General features: G+C 31.7%; 18 protein-coding genes and 1 other RNA gene. 17 read left to right on the top strand and 2 right to left on the bottom strand.

What is annotated here, in order from left to right; all coding sequences use genetic code 11:
• Positions 1-3: 3 nt before the first annotated feature.
• Both fba and rnpB read right to left on the bottom strand, forming a co-directional pair.
• On the bottom strand, positions 4-942 hold the full coding sequence (fba, locus tag EO083_RS00775) for a class II fructose-1,6-bisphosphate aldolase (protein WP_126992325.1): 939 nt from the start codon (positions 940-942) through the stop codon (positions 4-6).
• Positions 943-996: 54 nt separating this feature from the next.
• Positions 997-1,320, bottom strand: an RNA gene (rnpB, locus tag EO083_RS00780) — RNase P RNA component class A.
• Positions 1,321-1,395: 75 nt separating this feature from the next.
• On the opposite strand from rnpB, the gene EO083_RS00785 reads away from it, so the two are divergent.
• The 17 genes from EO083_RS00785 to fusA are packed head-to-tail and all read left to right on the top strand — an operon-like array spanning position 1,396 to position 19,884.
• On the top strand, positions 1,396-1,857 hold the full coding sequence (locus EO083_RS00785) for a DUF4894 domain-containing protein (RefSeq protein ID WP_241229913.1): 462 nt from the start codon (positions 1,396-1,398) through the stop codon (positions 1,855-1,857).
• Between the two features lie 5 nt (positions 1,858-1,862).
• On the top strand, positions 1,863-3,125 hold the full coding sequence (gene ftsA / locus EO083_RS00790) for a cell division protein FtsA (protein ID WP_126992326.1): 1,263 nt from the start codon (positions 1,863-1,865) through the stop codon (positions 3,123-3,125).
• A 3-nt stretch (positions 3,126-3,128) separates the two neighbouring features.
• On the top strand, positions 3,129-4,184 hold the full coding sequence (gene ftsZ / locus EO083_RS00795; protein WP_126992327.1) for a cell division protein FtsZ: 1,056 nt from the start codon (positions 3,129-3,131) through the stop codon (positions 4,182-4,184).
• Positions 4,165-5,862 (top strand): GspE/PulE family protein, encoded by a 1,698-nt coding sequence (locus tag EO083_RS00800; RefSeq protein ID WP_126992328.1) that lies wholly within the window; start codon positions 4,165-4,167, stop codon positions 5,860-5,862. Before ftsZ ends, EO083_RS00800 begins: the two co-directional genes overlap by 20 nt.
• On the top strand, positions 5,852-6,994 hold the full coding sequence (locus EO083_RS00805; protein WP_126992329.1) for a hypothetical protein: 1,143 nt from the start codon (positions 5,852-5,854) through the stop codon (positions 6,992-6,994). The genes EO083_RS00800 and EO083_RS00805 overlap by 11 nt, the downstream gene beginning before the upstream one ends.
• 45 nt (positions 6,995-7,039) lie before the next feature.
• Complete coding sequence (frr, locus tag EO083_RS00810; RefSeq protein WP_126992330.1) at positions 7,040-7,597, top strand: ribosome recycling factor; 558 nt, start codon at positions 7,040-7,042, stop codon at positions 7,595-7,597.
• A gap of 2 nt (positions 7,598-7,599) precedes the next feature.
• The gene (gene uppS, locus EO083_RS00815) at positions 7,600-8,277 is read left to right on the top strand and encodes a polyprenyl diphosphate synthase (protein ID WP_126992331.1); all 678 of its coding nucleotides are present in this window, start codon (positions 7,600-7,602) and stop codon (positions 8,275-8,277) included.
• The gene (locus tag EO083_RS00820) at positions 8,274-9,086 is read left to right on the top strand and encodes a phosphatidate cytidylyltransferase (protein ID WP_126992332.1); all 813 of its coding nucleotides are present in this window, start codon (positions 8,274-8,276) and stop codon (positions 9,084-9,086) included. Before uppS ends, EO083_RS00820 begins: the two co-directional genes overlap by 4 nt.
• 17 nt (positions 9,087-9,103) lie before the next feature.
• Positions 9,104-11,683, top strand: a complete 2,580-nt coding sequence (gene alaS / locus EO083_RS00825; protein ID WP_126992333.1) for an alanine--tRNA ligase — start codon at positions 9,104-9,106, stop codon at positions 11,681-11,683.
• A 1-nt stretch (position 11,684) separates the two neighbouring features.
• Positions 11,685-12,698: a rod shape-determining protein gene (locus tag EO083_RS00830; protein WP_126992334.1), complete on the top strand. Its 1,014-nt coding sequence runs from the start codon at positions 11,685-11,687 to the stop codon at positions 12,696-12,698.
• The gene (locus tag EO083_RS00835) at positions 12,695-13,330 is read left to right on the top strand and encodes a hypothetical protein (protein ID WP_126992335.1); all 636 of its coding nucleotides are present in this window, start codon (positions 12,695-12,697) and stop codon (positions 13,328-13,330) included. Before EO083_RS00830 ends, EO083_RS00835 begins: the two co-directional genes overlap by 4 nt.
• A complete protein-coding gene (locus tag EO083_RS00840; protein WP_126992336.1) occupies positions 13,323-13,916 on the top strand; it encodes a GGDEF domain-containing protein in 594 nt (197 codons plus the stop codon). The genes EO083_RS00835 and EO083_RS00840 overlap by 8 nt, the downstream gene beginning before the upstream one ends.
• Positions 13,917-13,927: 11 nt before the next feature.
• On the top strand, positions 13,928-15,175 hold the full coding sequence (gene murA / locus EO083_RS00845; RefSeq protein WP_126992337.1) for a UDP-N-acetylglucosamine 1-carboxyvinyltransferase: 1,248 nt from the start codon (positions 13,928-13,930) through the stop codon (positions 15,173-15,175).
• 11 nt (positions 15,176-15,186) lie between these two features.
• The gene (locus EO083_RS00850; RefSeq protein WP_126992338.1) at positions 15,187-16,971 is read left to right on the top strand and encodes a polysaccharide biosynthesis protein; all 1,785 of its coding nucleotides are present in this window, start codon (positions 15,187-15,189) and stop codon (positions 16,969-16,971) included.
• Positions 16,968-17,477: a hypothetical protein gene (locus tag EO083_RS00855; RefSeq protein ID WP_126992339.1), complete on the top strand. Its 510-nt coding sequence runs from the start codon at positions 16,968-16,970 to the stop codon at positions 17,475-17,477. Before EO083_RS00850 ends, EO083_RS00855 begins: the two co-directional genes overlap by 4 nt.
• 9 nt (positions 17,478-17,486) lie before the next feature.
• A complete protein-coding gene (locus EO083_RS00860) occupies positions 17,487-17,777 on the top strand; it encodes a LiaF transmembrane domain-containing protein (RefSeq protein WP_241229914.1) in 291 nt (96 codons plus the stop codon).
• Between the two features lie 49 nt (positions 17,778-17,826).
• Positions 17,827-19,884 carry an elongation factor G gene (gene fusA / locus EO083_RS00865; protein ID WP_126992340.1) on the top strand — a complete coding sequence of 686 codons (2,058 nt, stop codon included), beginning with the start codon at positions 17,827-17,829 and terminating at the stop codon, positions 19,882-19,884.
• Positions 19,885-19,914 lie beyond the last annotated feature (30 nt).

A 19,914-nucleotide genomic window follows, 5' to 3' on the forward strand; every position in this document is an offset into this window, starting at 1 on the left:
TTTTTATATGGCTTTACCAGCAGCACCTAAGAATTCTAATCTATCCATAACAACATCTTTAACAAATTGCATTCCTTCTTTAAAGTATTTTCTAGGATCAAATTCTTTAACATTTTCAGTTAGATTCTTTCTTAAGCCAGCAAGGAATGCTATTCTTAAATCTGTATCAGTATTTACCTTATTAATACCAAGTTTTACACATTTTTTGATTTCTTCTGCTGGAACGCCTTTAGCTCCACCAAGATCTGCACCATACTTTTCAGCAAGTTCAACATATTTTACAGGAACACTCGATGCCCCGTGTAGTACTAATGGAATATTTGTTAGTTTTTTAACTTTTTCAAGCCTTTCAAAATCTAGTTTAGCTTCACCTTTGAATTTAAATGCTCCATGGCTTGTTCCAATTGCTGGAGCAAGAAAGTCTACTCCTGTTTCTTCAACAAATATTTTTGCTTGCTGTGGATCAACAAGTACATTTTCTTCAGCAGAAACATTATCCTCAATACCTGCAAGTTGACCTAACTCTGCTTCAACTGAGACACCAGCTGCATGAGCCCATTTAACAACTTCTTTAGTAATTTTTAAATTTTCTTCAAATGGTTCGTGTGAAGCATCGATCATTACTGAAGAATAACCAGCTTTAATTGCTGCAGCAATGTATTCTAGATTTTTACCATGGTCTAGGTGTAATGCAACAGGAATGTTTAAAGTATCAGCATATCCTTTAACTAGATTTACAAAAAATTTTGCTCCTCTAATTGGATTGCCATTTCCAGCATATTTTATCGCACCTTCACTTGTTTCAATTATTACAGGTGCATTTTTTTCTACTGCTCCTTCTAAAATTGCGATAAGGAACTCTAAGTTATTAATATTAAATGCTGGAACAGCATAAAACTCTTTACTAGCTTTTTCTAAAATATCTTTAGTGTTTACATACATTTTAACAACCTCCTATCTATTTTAGTTATTCAATAAAATTATAACATTTTTTGTAAAATGAGTGGAGCGGTAAGCCGGATTCTGTTTATGGAGGCATCTATCTTGGGAATTTGTTACCAAATTCCTCAAGCGGTCTACCCGGGTTATAGGGCGGGCCACCCAAACCCTGCTTGACCTTGCTCCGGGTGGGGGTTGCCAAGCATATGGATTACTCCATACCTGGTGAGCTCTTACCTCACCGTTCCACCCTTACCATAGTGGTGGTTTTCTTCTCTATGGCCCTGTCCAGGGATCACTCCCTCCGGACGTTATCCGGCACCCTGCCCATGGAGTCCGGACTTTCCTCAGCTTTAAGGCTGCGCCTCCTCGCTCCACTCATTTGATAATTACATATTATTTGTGATAAAATATACTTTGATGGTTAATTATAGATATTATTTTCTTTGGGCTATTGTGTTTTTGATTCTATTTATTGGAGTTTATAACAATTTTCATGTTAAGAAAATAAGTGCAATTGATTTTAGCTATAAAAATTCAATTGCTTACAAGTTTATTTTACCATATAAAAATAATTTATGGATAGTTTCTGATAGTGGAAAAATTGTTGATATTGTTGAAGACTACAAGATTTTAAAAAGTTTGTCTATAATAGTAATTCCTGATGAGTTTGTGGATAGCTATTTTGGGAAAATAAAGCATGATTTTTTAAAAAAAATACCAGAAAATATACCAAGTTTCGTGTATGAAATAAATTTCAATGAAAATTATATCGTTTTGAATAATAACGCCAAAATATATTTTAATGAAAATTTTGATTTTCAAATGTATTTTGAAAAATTGAAAATAGTGTATAACTATATTGAACCGTTAGGAATTTACTATATTTCGAATGAAATGTTAGTTAAAGCGAGGTGAAAGGTATGGGAAAATGGGATCCAGTAGTTTCAATAGATATAGGTAATGACAGCATTAAGGGGGTTGTTGTAAATTATTCAAATGAAGGAAAAGAAGTTGTTGCTTATTCAAATTTAAAATCTAAAGGTATAGAGTCCGGAGATATAAAAGATGTGGTTGCCTTGAACGATGCAATGAATCAGATAATTGAGAATTTAGAAGAGCAAGTTGGAAAAACTTTAAAAGGTGATTTTTTGGTTTCCTCAAGCGTTGGAAATTTTAAGCTTCAAGAGATTAGAGAAGAATTACTTTTGACCGAAGGAGATAATTTAGTAACTGTAAATGAAAAGCATGTTGATGAAATTAAAGAACTTGTTTTGAATACTGCACTTGGCGAAAATAATTATGTATACCATTCATATATAAAGAAATATATTTTGGATGAGAACAAAATAGTATTTAATCCAGTTGATATGAGTGCAAAAAAATTAGAGGCAGTATACTCCATCATAATGGGGGATAGCATTCACAGAAGCATAGTTGATTATGCTACTAGGGAGACTTTGGGAGAAGCAGATTATTATATTTCTCCGATTTCAGCAGCTGAGGCTGTTTTGACTAGTTTTGAAAAGGATAGCGGGGTAATGCATGTGGATTTAGGTTTTTATTCTACAGTTGTAACCATATTTTTAAATAATGCTCCTATAAGATTTGTTAGATTACCTAAATCTATGAAATATGTTGTTCTTGATATTGCAAAAATATTAAAAACTTCAATTTATGAAGCAGAACGGCTATTAAAGATATATGGTATAGCTATTTTTCAAAATATAGAGCCTTCTATTATAGAATATAAGGCACTTGATGGAAGAACTACGCTTGAAACAAACAGAGAACTTCTTGCACGTATAATTTATGCAAGACTTAGAGAAATATTTTTAAATGTTAGAAAAATTTATAGAGATGCAACAATAGATTATAAAGAATTTAGAGATTTAGGTATTCCTGGTGGAATAGTTTTAACAGGCGGTGGTGCAAAAATACCTAGAATAACTGATGTTGCTGCGGATGTAATGAAATGTTCCGTAAGGGTTGGAAGTTTTATAAATACTGAAGAGTTTATAATTGAGGAAAATGAGCAAATTTTGTCCGATCCGCAGTTTGCGGCAGCCTTTGGAAATATACTACAATTTGAAAAAGAAGAGGGTATAGATACGTTAAATAAACAGAGAAATAAGTCATCAAGTGCTTTTTCAGAATTTCTAAGAAAATTATTTAAGGGGGAATAATGTATGGGATTTTCAGTAAAAAGAGAGGAAGTTTTTTCTAAAATAATGCCGAAAATAAAGGTTGTAGGTGTTGGTGGAGCAGGTTGTAATGCTATCAACCGTATGATTGAATTTGGTATAGATGATGTGAGTTTTGTTGCTGTTAATACCGATGCTCAGGTGTTGGAAGTGAGCAAAGCTGATGAAATAGTTCAGATTGGTGAGAAGTTAACAAAGGGCTTGGGAGCAGGAGGTAACCCAAAAGTTGGTGAAGAGGCAGCACTTGAAGATAAAAAGAAACTGGAAGAAATGTTAAGGGGAATTGACATGTTATTTATAGCAGCTGGTTTTGGAGGTGGAACTGGCACAGGAGCAGCACCAGTTATTGCTGAAATAGCAAAAAGTCTAGGTATTTTAACTGTGGCAGTTGTAACTACTCCATTTTATTTTGAAGGTGCTCCAAGATGGAAAGCTGCGATGGAAGGTGTAAAAAAAATACATAAGAATGTAGATACTTTAATTAAAATAAGTAATAATAAACTTCTTGAAGAATTATCATGGGATATTCCTTTTGTAGAAGCTTTTGCAAAGGCTGATGAAACCTTATATCAAGGTATAAAAGGCATCTCAGAACTTATTACCAAACGTGGAATCATTAATCTTGACTTTGCTGATATTGAATCGGTAATGAGAAATGCGGGGGCAGCCATGCTTGGTATTGGTGTTGCAAAGGGTGAAAATAGAGCTACGGTTGCTGCGCGAAGAGCACTTGAAAGTAAACTAGTTGAACATCCTATTGAAAATGCAACCAAATTGATTATGAATATTACAGCATCAACTACCTTTAAGTTACATGAAATGCAAGAGGCTGCAACGATTATCAGGCAAACATGTAGTGAAGATGCAGATTTAAAGCTTGGAATAATTGTTGATCCAGAGATTCCAGAAGATGAATTAAGAGTTACACTCATTGCAACAGGACTTGAAAGAGAAGAAGATTTTCTTTACAGCGATGATGATATTCCCGCTATATTCAAATTTGGTTTGGAGGTAATGGGGGATGATGGAGAAAAAGTATAAAAGATTGGGGGATATTTTAATTGAAAAGGGGATAATTACTGAAGATGATTTAGAGTATGCACTTAAAGTTCAAAAAGAAACTAGAAAACCTATTGGAGAAGTTTTAGTTGAACTTGGATTTTGTACATGGCAGCAAATCGTTAAAGCTTTGGCTGAGCAGTATGAAGTAGGTTTTTTTTCTGAAAAGCCTACAATAGATCCTGGTTTAAATCTGAATTTGAAAAAAGAGTTAATAGAAGAATTGAGGGTTATTCCAATTAAAGAAGAAAATGGTAAGGTAATAGTTGTTACTGATAATGTATATAATCTTTCTTTGATTAAAAGGAGATTAAAGTTTTTGCTAAGTAAAGATATAGAAGTCTTTTTGGTTGCTCCAAGCATATTTGATGAACTATTAATGGATATGAATGCTGAAAAAAAAGTTGATTTTGACGTGTCTGAAGAGCTTTATAGCGAAGAAGTTAACGAGGATGAGGAAATAAAAATAGAAGAATTAGAGTCTGAAGAAACCCCAGTTGTTAGGTTGGTTAACAATATTTTAAATCATGCAATAGAACTAGAAGCAAGTGATATTCATATTGAACCAATGAAAGGGAAAAATGTGATAGTCAGATATAGAATTGATGGAGTTTTGAAAAAAGTTACAGAATATCCAAAAGCGAGTCATGGTTCAGTAGTTGCAAGAATTAAAATTATGTCTAACCTTGATATTACTGAAAAAAGAATTCCTCAGGATGGAAAATTTTATTTGAACATTAATAATGAACAGTATGATTTTAGGGTTTCTACAATGCCTTCTGTTAATGGTGAAAAAGTTGTCTTAAGAATTTTAAGAGTGTCACAATCAAATAAAAAATTGGAAGAATTAGGATATAGTGATTATAACTTTAAAAGAATTAGTGAGTTGATAAAACATCCATATGGGATAATTTTGGTAACTGGGCCAACAGGTAGTGGAAAGAGTACTACGCTTGTTGGAATAATAAATTCGCTAAACCATGAGGGAGTAAATATTGTAACAGCAGAAGATCCAGTCGAATACACCATTGAAGGTGTTACTCAATGTCAGGTAAATCCGGAGATAGGTTTAACTTTTGCAAGGTATTTAAGGGCATTTTTAAGGCAAGACCCTGACATTATAATGGTTGGAGAAATTAGAGATAAGGAAACTGCAAATCTTGCTATTGAAGCGTCTCTTACTGGACATTTGGTACTTTCGACTTTACATACAAATACAGCATCGGGGGCTGTTGATCGTTTGTTGAATATGGGAATTGATCCAAGTTTGATAAGTTCTGCTTTAATTGGAGTAATAGGTCAGAGATTGGTAAGAAAAGTATGTACAAAATGTGCACAGAAGGAAAAACTTGATCCTGAATTTGAAAGTATTGCAAGAAAACTCTTTCCAGAATTAGAGCCATATGCGTACAAAGCAGTTGGCTGTGATGCTTGTAATGGTACGGGTTATAAAGGTAGGACTGCTATAAATGAAGTTTTAATTGTGAATGATGAATTAAGATATTTGATAAATAACAGAGCATCAATTATAGAAATTACTAAAGCTGCAAAAAATAATGGAATGAGAACGCTATTTGAAGATGGATTGTATAAGGTTCTTAAAGGAGAAACAACTATTGAGGAAATTTTGAGAGTGACTGGTGGTAGCAATGAAGAATGAAAATTATCGAAAGAAAATAGAAGAAAAAGAAAGAAAATTAAAAGAAGAAATACAGTCATATAGACGAAGAAGTGTTTATATCCTTTTCTTCAATGTTTTTTTAGTTGTTGTGTTGTTCATTTTATTTAATAGTATAAAGGGGAAAGATACAACAATTGTAGATGGTTATCAAATAGCTATTAAAATGCTTTCAGAAATTTATTCTGACGAAGAGGTTCAATCGAAAGTTTTTTTGATAAACACTAGAAATTACAAAAGAGATTTTGTGATTGACAGATTCAAATTTCAAATCTTAAGAGAAAATGTTCCAGTGTATAATTTCTATTATGATTCTCAGATAAGTTCCACAATAGACAAATTGGAAAGTATTTTAGTTTTTGACCTTTCTCGTGAAGTATCTTTAAAGAACTTAAAATCTGGAGTTTATACAGTAAGTGTAGAAATGTATTTAGATGGTAAATTGATAAAGAATACTTTTAATTTCTCTGTAAAGGAGGAGATTCTAAAAGAAATAACTACTGACCCATATTATTCTATTGGTGAAAATATTATTCCACAGTTGGTTATTGAAAATAAAACTGCAACAACTGTTGTTTTAAATCCAACAAAAATTGAATGGGCACTTAATAATAAAACTTATACGGATGTATTTTCTCAAGAATACAGTTTAAAGCCAGGAGAAAAGATGTTCTTTGAATCATCAAATATTTTCAAAATAAATAAAAAGGGAAGTTATAATTTAAAATGTACAATTTACTTTAAAAGTGGTCTTGAAACTATTTCTAAAAATATTAATGTTATTGAAGTTCCAGAAAAAAGTTTAAAAGATTTAGATCTTAACATTTATTCTGATGAGTATGTTGTATCTGGTAAAAAGGTGAACTTCAATTTCGAAATTTTAAATCGTAGTGAGAAGGAGAGATATTTATATTTCAATAAAGTCGTTATAATTATTCCCAAAATAAATTATTCCTATGAGGTAAGTAATGTAAAGGTCCTGCTTGGAAGATATGGAGGTTTGAGTTTGGTTACTTTACCTTTAGTATTTCCGGCTCCAGGAAAATATGATGTAATATTTAAACTTGATGCTGGAGAAACAATATCTAAAGTGTTAACTTTACAAGTTCCATGATATAATTATTTAATGAAATGATAAATTAATATAGGAGGTGTTTTAATGAAGGACCCTATTTTAAAGGAAGCAGAATTAAGGATGAAAAAAAGCGTAGAAGCTATTGATGAGGAATTAAAAAAATTAAGGACGGGAAGGCCATCACCAGCTTTATTGGAAGAAATTAAGGTTGATTATTATGGAGTGCCTACTCCTATAAATCAGGTTGCAACTATTAATGTTACAGAAGAAAGATCATTGATTATTAAACCTTGGGAAAAGAACCTTTTAAGTGCTATTGAAAAGGCCATTCAAGCAAGTGATCTTGGATTGAATCCGACAAATGATGGAAATGTTGTAAGATTAGTTTTCCCAAGTCCTACAACTGAGCAAAGACAAAAATGGGTAAAAAAGACAAAAGATATTGTTGAACATGGTAAAATTGCTATAAGGAACATTAGAAGGGATGTTATTAAAGAACTGAAAGAGATGACAAAAAACGGTGAAATTTCAGAAGATGATGAAAAAAGACTTGAAAAAGAAGTTCAAAATTTAACGGATAAATATATTGAGGAATTAGATAAGCTATTTGAAAAGAAAGAAAAGGAGATAATGGAGTTTTAATTATGTTGAATCATATAGCTTTTATAATGGATGGAAATGGAAGATGGGCAAAAAAGCAAAACAAGCCTAGAATGTATGGGCACTTTGCCGGTGCTTATAAAATTGAGGAAGTAGTGAGGTGGTGTGCTGAGTATGGTGTAAAGTACACCACCTTTTATGCATTTTCAACTGAGAATTGGAAAAGACCAAAAGGTGAAGTAAATTTTATTTTTGGGCTTTTGCAAAGTAAAATTGGTGAATTTTATGAAAGAATGAATAAGGAAGGTGTAAGGTTAGTTTTTAGTGGAAGGTTAAAAGAATTAGGTGAAAAAATATATAATATTTGTATGGAGTATCAGGAAAAAACTAAAAATAATGATAAAATAGTTGTCAATATGGCATTAAACTATGGAGGTAGAGCCGAAATAGTAGATGCAATAAAAAAGATAATAGATTCTAAAATAAACGATATAGATGAAGAAAAATTTAGGGAATTTTTGTATTTCCCAGATATTCCAGATCCAGATTTAATTATTAGAACATCTGGTGAAATGAGACTAAGTAATTTTTTAACGTGGCAATCGGCATATAGTGAACTTTATTTTACGGATGTTTTATGGCCTGACTTTTCCAGGGAAGATTTAGATAGAGCAATTGAAGATTTTAATAAAAGGCAAAGACGTTTTGGGGGGATAAAGTGACTAAAGAAACTAAAGTTCGTTTAATTTCAGCGTTTATTGTAGCACCTTTTGTTGTTGCTTGTTTTATTTCGTACCAAAGTTTGATAGGACTTGTTTCGGCAATTGTCTTACTTGCAAGTTCTGAGCTTTTGTTTGCAACATTAAAGAAGTACAGAAAAAATGGAATATTAGTTGTCTACATTGCACTTTTATCTGCATTTCCTTTGTTTTTTGGAATTTGGTTTTTAGAGCACCCTATGGAATTGTTAAGTGTTCTATATATAATTGGAATCGTATTTACATTGTTTATTGTTAAAAATAAAGAAATTGTAATGGAATTTTTTGGAGTATATTCAATTTCATTTATTTATATATCAATGAATCTTTCATTTTTTATTCCGCTGTATAAATTTTATGGGGCAGCTATTGCACTTTTAACTTTAACTTTAAGTTGGGCTTATGATAGTTTTGCATATTTTTTTGGTTTAAGTTTTGGAAGGCACAAGCTTTCAAAAGTATATAGTCCAAACAAGAGTTATGAGGGGTTATTAGGAGGAATTTTTGGTACATTTGTTTATACTTTCATTTATTTTGTAATTATAAATAGCTTTTTTAACCATAATATACCATTATGGTATTCTATAGCTTTTGCAGTAATTACTGGGATAATGGACACAGCTGGTGATATTTTTGAATCTGCTATTAAACGAGCATATGGATTAAAAAATATAGGGCGTTTTATGCCTGGACATGGTGGAATGTTGGATAGAATAGATGGATTGTTGTTTGTAACACCTGTTGTTTATATATTTTTAAAACTATTTAGTTAAAATAAGGAGGTTGCTGCATGAGAAGCGATGAAATAAGACGATTATTTCTAGAGTTTTTTGAAAAAAAGGGACATAAAATACTGCCGAGTGCCTCTTTGATACCTGATGATCCTCAACTTTTATTTACTATTGCAGGAATGGTTCCTTTTAAGCCTATTTTTTGGGGAAAAGTTGATCCTGTTTATACTAGAATTGCAACTTGTCAGAAATGTGTGAGAACTACTGATATAGAAAATGTTGGGAAAACTCCAAGACATCATACATTTTTTGAGATGCTTGGTAATTTTTCCTTTGGTGACTATTTTAAAGAAGAAGCTATTGAGTGGGCATGGGAATTTGTGACTCAAGTTTTGAAGATTCCTGAAGAAAGATTGTGGGTTTCTGTCTATAAAGATGATAATGAAGCATATGAAATTTGGAGAAAAATTGGTGTCCCCTCTTCGAAAATTTTGAAACTTGGAAAAGAAGATAATTTTTGGGGGCCTGCTGGTCCTACGGGGCCTTGTGGGCCAGATACTGAGATTTTTTATGATACTCAAAGAGATGTTCCTACAAGTGATGGAAAAGAGCCAACACCAGCGAACACAGAAGGTAGATTTGTAGAAATTTGGAATCTGGTGTTTACAGAATTTTACCAAGATGAAAATGGTAATTTACTTCCTTTGAAGAGAAAAAATATAGATACTGGAGCGGGCCTTGAGAGAATGGCAGCTATGATGCAAGGAGTTTATAACAATTTTGATACGGATTTATTTGCTCCTATAATTGAGGGAATTTGTAATATATTGAATGTGGAATATAAAAAAGATGAAAAGATAGATGTTTCAATAAGGGTTATTGCAGATCATATAAGAGCTTTAGTCTTTTTAATTTCAGATGGGGTATTTCCTTCTAACGAAGGTAGAGGGTATGTGCTAAGAAGAATTTTGAGAAGAGCCGCAAGGCATGGAAAATTGTTGGGAGCAAATGCACCTTTTTTACATAAATTGGTAGATTCTGTTGTTAATAAAATGGGAGATGTTTATCCTGAAATTGTTGAAAAGAAAGAATTTACTAAAGAAATAATCTTAGGTGAAGAAAAGAGATTTTTACAGAACCTAAATAAGGGTTTAGAATTAGTTGAAAAAATAGTACGTGAAAATAATGGAAAGATAAGTGGAGAAATGGCTTTCAAATTATATGATACTTATGGATTCCCACTAGATATTTTAAGAGATTTAGCAGAAGAAAACGGATATGTTCTTGATGAGCAAGGATTTAATGAGTATATGGAAAAACAAAGATTGCTTGCAAAGAACGCTGCTGGTGATGTTGAATTTACAAAAAGAACAGGTTATGAAGATTTGAAATTAAAAAGTGAATTTGTAGGTTACGAAAAATATGAGGAGTATTCTAAAGTTCTTGCAATAAAAGTATCTGAATTTGTTAATGAAGTACAAGACGCTGATTGTGAAATTGTATTAGAAAGAACACCATTTTATGCAGAAAAAGGTGGGCAAGTATCTGATACCGGAATAATTAAGGGGGAAAATGGAGAATTTTTGGTCGAATATGTCTATTCACCAACAGAGGGAATAATAGTTCATAGAGGAAAGTTAAAAGGTAAATTATCAGTAGGTGAGGAAGTTTATGCAAAAATTGATATAGAAAAGAGAAAAGCAACTGCAAGAAACCATACAGCAACACACCTTTTACATGCGGCATTGAGGAAGGTTTTAGGTACGCATGTTAGACAAGCTGGTTCATTGGTAGAAAGTGAGAAGCTTAGATTTGATTTCACACATTTTAATGCACTAAGTTCCGATGAAATAGAACAGGTTGAAAAACTGGTAAATAATGTCATTCTTGAAGCTATAGACGTTATTGTAGAAGAAAAGGACTATGATGAGGCAGTTAAAGAGGGAGCAATTGCATTATTTGAAGAAAAATATGGGGATAAAGTCAGAGTAGTAAAAGTTGGCAATTTTAGTGAGGAATTATGTGGTGGTACTCACGTGAAAAATACCGGAGAGATAGGTTTATTTAAGATAGTTTCAGAAGGCTCAGTGAGTGCTGGAATTAGAAGGGTTGAAGCAATTACTGGTTTAAATAGCTTAATGTATTTGCAAAGATTAGAAAATAATTGGTTTAAAGTGAAAAAAATTCTTGAAGTTAATGATAACGAAGTCTTTAGAAGAATTGAAAATATGAAAGAAGAGATAAAGAAGTTAAATTCTGAGATAAAGAGCTTAAAACAGAAAATGGTTGACATAGACAGTATTTATAAGAATAAGAAGGTTATTAACAATGTAGAGTATATTGTAGAGAAATTTGAAGGATTAGAAGTTGATGTTTTAAGAGAACTAGCAGATAGATTGGTTGATAAAGGAGTGGACCTTGTAGTATTATTTGATAAAGTGGGAGAAAAAGTTATTTTAATTGTTAAGAAGAAAAAATCTAATCAGTTGTTACATGCCGGAAATATTGCAAAAGAACTTTCAAAGGTTTTAGGTGGTGGAGGCGGTGGTAGGCCAGACTTTGCACAAGCCGGAGGTAAAGATTTCGGTAAAGTGCAAGAAGCTATAAAAAAGCTTGAAGAAATTTTAAGGGAGTGTTAGCATGTTTAAAAGATACGACATGGGGATTGATTTGGGTACTGCAAATACATTAGTTTATGTCAAAAATAAAGGTATAGTTGTTAATGAACCATCTGTTGTTGCTATAAATGTAGAAACAGATGAGGTTTTAAAAGTTGGGAATGAAGCGAAAAATATGATAGGTAAAACGCCTGCTTATATAAAGGCAATTAGACCTTTAAAGGACGGAGTAATTGCAGATTACAACGTTGCACTTGCAATGCTTTCCTACTTTATTAATAGGGCACAAAACGGATTTTCTTTGTTTAGACCATTAGTTGTTGTAGGTGTTCCAGTTGGAATAACTGAAGTAGAAAGTAGGGCAATACTTGAAGCAGGAAATGAAGCTGGTGCAAAAAGGGTTTTTTTAATAGAGGAACCTATGGCAACGGCTATTGGAGCGAATTTAAATGTAGAGGAACCAACTGGAAATATGGTTGTTGATATTGGAGGAGGTACAACTGAAATTGCAGTAATTTCACTTGGGAGCTTGGTTACTTGGACTTCTATTAGAGTTGCAGGAGATGAATTAGATGATGCTATTATTCAATATGTTCGTGAAGTGTATAGGGTGGTTATAGGTGAAAGAACTGCTGAAAGAGTTAAGATAGAAATAGGTAATGTTTTCCCTGACAAGGAATACGACGAACTTGAAACATCAGTAACAGGAATAGATTTATCGAGTGGTCTTCCAAAGAAATTGGTGTTAAAGGGAGGAGAAATTAGAGAAGCTTTGAAACCTATAGTAATGCAAATAATAGATTCAACTAAAGCAACACTTGAAAAAACTCCTCCAGAATTGGTTGCAGATATAACTGAACGTGGAATAGTTGTTGCAGGTGGAGGTTCGCTTTTGAGAGGAATAACAACTTTAATTGAAAAAGAAACAGGAATAAATGCAATCGTTGCAGATGAACCAATGACATGCGTAGCACGTGGGGCAGGTATGGTCCTTGATAAAGTTTCAATTCTTTCGAGATTGAGGAGGAATGAATGAATAAGATAGAAGTAATTTTGGTGTCGTTGCTAATTACGTTGTTTTTATTCTCCATAAATTTTATTTTGGATGGTAAAGTAGTTGAAATTACGGGGGAATATTTTAGTGTTTTTTCTAAACCTTTTTTTTCATTAAAGATGAGACTTGTGAACACTTTTGAAAGTAAAAATGAATGTAAAGTAATTATATTTAATGAAACGAAGAATGAGCTTTTACCTTTATCTTACACAGAAAAGGGAATATATTTCTATAGAATAGAATCTCCTGGAGTAATATTGACAGATGATAAAAAAATATTAGGAATAGCAAAAAAAACAGGAAAGTTTATTTTTGTAAAAAAATGGTGGTATGATAATGTTGAAGTAACAGTTGTTACTGATAATTTTGAAGTAGAAGGATTTTTGAAAGAAGGAAAGCTTGAAGTTTTTGATAATGTTCAAATAAATAATGCAAAAATATTTTTATCAAAAAATACCCCTTACGGTTTGGCACTTATTAAGATGGGAATTTATCTTGCTGAAATAAAGGATGGAGTATTAAAGTTGAATTTACCAGATATAAAAACAAAGAGGATTTATTTTATTGTAAATGATTATATTAAGAATAATTTGGGAGGAGATAGGGATGAGTGAATACGAAAAAATGACAAGAGAAGAATTGATAGCGAAAATTAAAGAACTTGAAGATGAAGTTTTATTTTTAAAATCGAGGCAAAATGAACTTGAGGGACTTTTAAATGAATATTCAGAGATAGTGAAAAAGCAATTTGAAGCTTTTGACGATTTTATTAAGGATCTTGGAACGAAAAGAATGGTTGATCCACTTACTCGTGTATATTCAAAAGAACACATTTTAAAATTGATAAGCTATTATCATCAAAAAGCATTTGAAGAAAATTTTGAATATGCGATAGTGATGATCAAACTTTTAGATATTAATAGTAAAGAGGATTTTGAAAAAGAACAGATTATAATTACATTAGGTAAAGTTCTTAGAGAAGCAGTAAGAGTACCACTTGATAGCATAGGAAGATATTCTTATGACTCATTCTTGGTACTTTTAACAGAAATTACAAAAGAAAATGCTGAAACCGTAAAAAATAGGATAGAACACCTTATTGAATTGAAAATTCCAGATGTAAAATTTGAAATTAAAATGGCAGTTTATCCACATGATTCAACAAGTTTAGAAGAATTATTAAATATAGTAAAAGCATAAAGGATGATAAAATGGGATATTTTAAGGTAAAAAATTCAATATTAAATGGAAATGTAAGAATTTCAGGTGCAAAAAATTCTGCATTACCTATTTTAGCTGCTACTATATTGAGTTCAGAAAAATTAGAGATTGAAAATGTTCCAGATCTTTTAGATGTTCAGACAATGATAGAAATATTGAGAAAAATTGGAAAAGAAGTAATATTTGAAAATAATAAAGTTACTTTAAATGGAACAGTAGAAAATCATGTTGTTCCATATGATTTAGTTAGAAAAATGAGAGCTTCTTTTAATGTTGCAGGCCCGCTTGCCGTTATTCTTGGTGAAAGCAAAGTCTCACTTCCAGGAGGCTGTGCTATAGGAGTTAGACCAGTTGATTATCATATAATGGGATTAAAAAAATTGGGTTTTGAAGTTGAGATAGCGCATGGAGAAGTATACATAAAAAAGGGAAAAAAGGAAAAAGAAGTAATTATTAATCTTCCATTTCCAAGTGTTGGTGCAACGGAGCATTTAATGACAACTGCAGCTTTAATGGAAGGAATTACTGTTATAGAAAATGCTGCTATGGAGCCAGAGATAGTTGATCTTCAAAACTTTTTAAATTCTTTAGGTGCAAAAATTCAAGGAGCGGGAAGTAGAAAAATAGTAATTGAAGGTGTTAAGTCATTAAATGGTAGAAGCTACAAAGTGATGCCAGATAGAATCGAGGCAGGAACTTATGCTATTGCAATTGCTGCAACTGGTGGAAAGGGATATATAGAGGAAATAATACCAGAACATTTGGAAATATTATGGGAAATTCTTAAAGAAACAGGTACGAATGTAACCATTGAAAAAAATAGGGTTTTTGTAGATGGAAAAGGTAAAAAGAGAGGAATAAACATAAATATTCAACCTTATCCTGGTTTTCCTACCGATCTCCAACCACAAATTTTAGTTTATCTTTCATTGGCTGATGGTGTTAGCATGGTTGTGGAAAATGTTTTTAAAAATAGATTTCACCATATTGATGAACTTGTTAGAATGGGAGCAGACATAAGAGTTGTTGATGGTACAGCTATTGTCAATGGGGTAAAAAAATTAAGTGGAACCAAAGTTGAAGGAACAGATTTGAGGGCAACTGCTGCTTTAATAATTGCTGGTCTTGTTGCCGAAGGTACTACTGAGGTTCATAATGATTTTCATGTTTTAAGAGGTTATGAAAATATTGTTGAAAAAATTAGGCATTTAAATGGAGAAATTGAACATATAGTTTGAGGTGATTTTCTTTGAAAAGAAAGTTATTATTATTTGTATTGGATGTTCTTGCAACCATTATTGCTGGTATAGCAGCTTTGTTTATAAGGTTTGGTTTTGATTTTGCTGAGATGGATAAGTATAATGAGTCTATCTATTTCTATGTTATTATAGCTGCAGTTGTTTATGTTTTAAATGGAAATTACAAGATAGTTTGGAGATATGCTAATCAAAAAGACTTTTTGGTTATTTTTAGAGGAACACTTTTTTCTTATCTATTAACAGTTATGTTTTTTCACTTTTATAGATCAATTGTTTTGCCTAGGTCTGTTGGCATAATTACTTTTCTTGGCTCATTTATGTTTATATTAACAGGAAGACTTCTGTACCAATTTTTTGTGCAAACTTCCAAAAATCACACAAGAAAATTTTTGATAGCTGGAACTGAAAATATTGCGGTTTCTTTGGCAGAAGACATTGAAAAAAACAAAATAGGCGAGGTAGTAGCTTTTGTAGATGATGACAAATCTAAAATTGGAAGAACTATTATGGGTAAGAAAGTCTATGGTCCAATTTCTAAAATTGATGAACTTTCAAAGGTTATAGACTTTGATGAATTAATAATAGCAATTCCTGGAATCACTAGTAGTAAGGTAAATCAAATAATAGATTTAGTTGATTTGAGTAAAGTAAAAGTAAAAATTATTCCTTCTTTTGAGGAAATTCTTAGTGAAAAAGTAAAGATAGATGATATAAGGAATATTTCACTTGAAGATATTATTGGAAGAAAACCTATCGATGTAAATTTGCAAGAAATTGGTAAATATTTAAAAGATAAAGTTGTTTTAGTTACAGGGGCAGGAGGAAGCATCGGAAGTGAGCTTTGTAGACAAATTGTTATTCAAAACCCTAAGAGGTTGATATTATTAGGTAGAGGAGAAAATAGTATATATGAAATCTCTGAAGAATTGAATGAGAAATACGCAGATGTTGAAATTTTTAGAGCAATTGGTGATGTAGAAAACAGAGAATGGATGGAAAAAATTTTCGAAAAGTTCAAACCAGATATAGTTTTTCATGCAGCAGCTCATAAGCATGTACCTTTGATGGAAGAAAATCCTTATGAAGCAATAAGAGTAAATGTCTTTGGTACAATAAATTTGGCAGATATATCGTGTAAGTTTAATGTAGAAAAATTTGTTTTTATTTCAACTGACAAAGCAGTTAATCCAACGTCATTTATGGGATTGAGTAAAAGAATAGCTGAACTCTATATATTATCTAAGAAATGTTTTACGAGGTTTTCAATTGTAAGATTTGGTAATGTTATAGGAAGTCGCGGCAGTGTACTTTGGAAATTTAAAAAACAAATTGAGCAGGGGAAGCCAGTAACTATAACACATCCTGATATGAGGCGTTATTTTATGAGTATTCCAGAAGCAGTTTCACTAGTTTTGGAATCAACAATTTTAAATGGTAATCTTTTTGTTTTAGATATGGGAAAGCAAATTCCAATCGAGGAGATTGCTAAAAAACTTGGAAAGATCTTAGGGAAAGATAATATAGAAATTGTATATACAGGAATTCGAAAAGGTGAAAAATTGTACGAAGAATTATTTTATCCATATGAAATAGCTAATAGAACTAAACATCCGAAAATTTTTAGTGTAAAATATGATAAACCTTTTAATGAAGACGAAATAAAAAAAGTTTCTCTTGAAATTTTAGAAAATTTGAAGAGTTTTAATTTTGAAAAAGCGTGTGAATATGCGAAAAAATTGGTTCCAGAATTTAAATTTAGAGGAGGAATAGAATGAGATTTATTGATAGCTTTACAGTAAAATATGTAAGAAAGAATAAGAAGGATTATTTAACAAAAATTGTGAAAAATCTTTCTGAATATCATGAAAATGGCCTAAAATGTGAGATTAAATCTAATCAAAATTTTGGTAGAATAAAGCTAGAATTATATGAAACTTCTCATGATGGGGAAATGGTTTTATTTAAGGGCTTATTTTTTTCAAATATTGATGATTTTGAATTTTCTGAAGTAAGGGTATTTTCAGAAAAGCTTTCATTAAATAATAGTCTTGTTTCTGATGTGATTGTGTCTGAGGTTTCTGACAACGTTATAAAAGGCCTTATTTACGACAATGACGTTGTTTATGTAGTTTTGGATGAAAACCAAACTAAAGAAATGACTAATAATGAAATTTCATACTTGGTTTTAAAGTACTTAATTGAAGATGTTTTTGAGGAAGAATTTAGAAAAGATGATTATGAATTAGAAATTGAAACTGAGCTTACAGACTTTTTCATGTGAGGTGTGTTTATGTTAATGGGTTTTATCTTATTGGGATTGGGGATTTTAATATTATTTTCGGTATTTTTTTCCTTTTCATATTCTTTTATTTTTCTAATTGGTTTTCTGGTAATTGGATTTGGGATTTACAAATTAATAAGAAGTTTTCCAAAAGGTATCGCTGCTATAATTGTTGGAAGTATTATTGTTGCTAGTGCTTTTGGAAAAATCCATTTTGATGTTTTGGAGTTTATAGTAATTTTAATTAGTTCTGGATTGATAGAAGTGGGGCTAGATTTGATTGTAAAGAAAAGAGGTTGAAGCTGTGATATAATAATTTTTGCAATAAATATAAACTGGAGGTGGGCGAATGGGTGCTGTTGATAAAAAAAGGACTATTTCTTTGATAGGTCATAATGGAGCAGGAAAAAGTGTTTTATTGTCTAGCATGCTTTTTAATGCTGGGGTTCTTGATAAAATAGGAAATAAAGATGTTGATTATGATCCAATTGAAGGAGAAAAAGGTGCAAGTATATCCTCACATATTGCCTCTTTTAATTATGAGGGTACTCAATATACGGTTATAGATACTCCAGGCTTTAGTGATTTTGTTGGAGAAGTAATTAATGCGATCTTTGTTACGGAAAATATTGTATCAGTTGTTAATGCTACAGCTGGTGTTGAAATTCAAACAGAGAGGACTTGGGCGCTTGCAGAAGAAATGAAAAAACCAATTGCTGTTTTTATAAATCAAATGGATAAAGAAAGAGCAAATTTTGAAGAATCACTGGAAAGTTTAAAAGAAAGATTTGAGAAAAACTTTGTTCCAATTTTTTATCCTATTGGGGCAGAAGATAGTTTTAAAGGAATTGTTGATATTTTCTCTTCGAAAGCTTTTGTCTATGAAAATGGTAAAGCAAAAGAAGTTGAAGTCCCAGCAGAATTAAAAGATAAAATTGAAGAATTAAAATCTTCGATGATTGAAGATATAGTTTCTCTTGATGAAGAATTAATGGAAAGGTATTTTAATGATGAAGAAATATCAGCTGAAGAATTATTAAAAACTTTGAAAAAAGGATATAAAACCGGGGAGATAGTACCTGTATTTTGTGGTTCAGCTGAAAAGAACATTGCTGTAGATCAATTCCTCAAAGTAATGACTATTTTAGGAGTAAATCCATCTGAGGGTAATTCTTACAAAGCTGTTTTAGAAACTGGCGATGAAGTTGAAGTATTACCAGTTGAGGATGAACCAATTGTTGCTTATACTTTTAAAGCAATTGTTGATCAATTTGTAGGAAAATTGAGCTTTTTAAAAATAATTAGTGGAAAATTAACTTCTGGGGATACACTTATAAATGTTAATAAGGGAACAAGTGAAAAAATTGGACATTTATATTTCCCTGTTCTTAAGAATACTAACGAAATTTCAGAGGCTTCATGTGGAGATATTATAGTCATTCCTAAATTAAAAGAAAGTTCAGTTGGAGATACTATGACTCATAAAGATAGAAAACTTAAGATAGTACCACCAGAATTCCCAGAGCCAATGATTTCAAAGAGTATAAATCCAAAATCCAAATCTGATATTGATAAGATCAGTAACGGTCTTGCAAGACTTGCGGATTCTGATCCAACATTTAGTTGGGAATTTGATCCTGAAACTTCTGAAACAGTTATTTCTGGAATTGGAAATATTCATTTGGATGTAATGGTTGAAAAGCTTAAGAATATTTTTGGTGTTGATGTTGAGGTTGGTAAGCCAAAAATTGCTTATAGGGAAACAATAATGGGGAAGGCTATAGGAGAGCATAAACACAAAAAACAAACAGGTGGGCATGGGCAGTATGGACATGTTAAGATAGAAATTGAGCCACTTGAAAGAGGAAAAGGATTTGAATTTGTTGATAAGATAGTTGGTGGAGTAATTCCAAAGAACTTTATACCTTCAGTAGAAAAAGGTATAAGAGAGGCAATGAAGAAAGGATCGCTTGCAGCATATCCAGTTGTTGATATTAGAGTTACATTGTTTGATGGTTCATATCATGAAGTTGATTCTTCAGATATTTCTTTCCAAATAGCTGCAATCCAAGCATTTAGAAAAGCGTTTGAGCAGGCAAAACCTGTATTATTGGAGCCAGTTATGGAAGTTTCCGTATTTGTCCCAGATGAGAATGCTGGTGATGTAATGGGAGAAATTAGTTCAAGAAGGGGAAGGCCTCATGGAATGGAGCCAGCAGGAAAAGGCATTACAAAGATTACCGCAGAAGTTCCACTTGCTGAAATGCTAGACTTTTCTGGAAGATTGTCTTCAATCACAAGCGGTAGGGGATACTTTACAATGAAGTTCTCAAAATACGATATAGTTCCACCAAATGTGCAAGAAAAAATTATTCAAGAAAGAAAACGTGAATTAGAACAAGAATAAAATTTTTATATGTAAGTAAAAATGAGGCGC

It is taken from the genome of Thermosipho globiformans (genome assembly GCF_003990895.1).
Taxonomy (GTDB): Bacteria; Thermotogota; Thermotogae; order Thermotogales; family Fervidobacteriaceae; genus Thermosipho; species Thermosipho japonicus.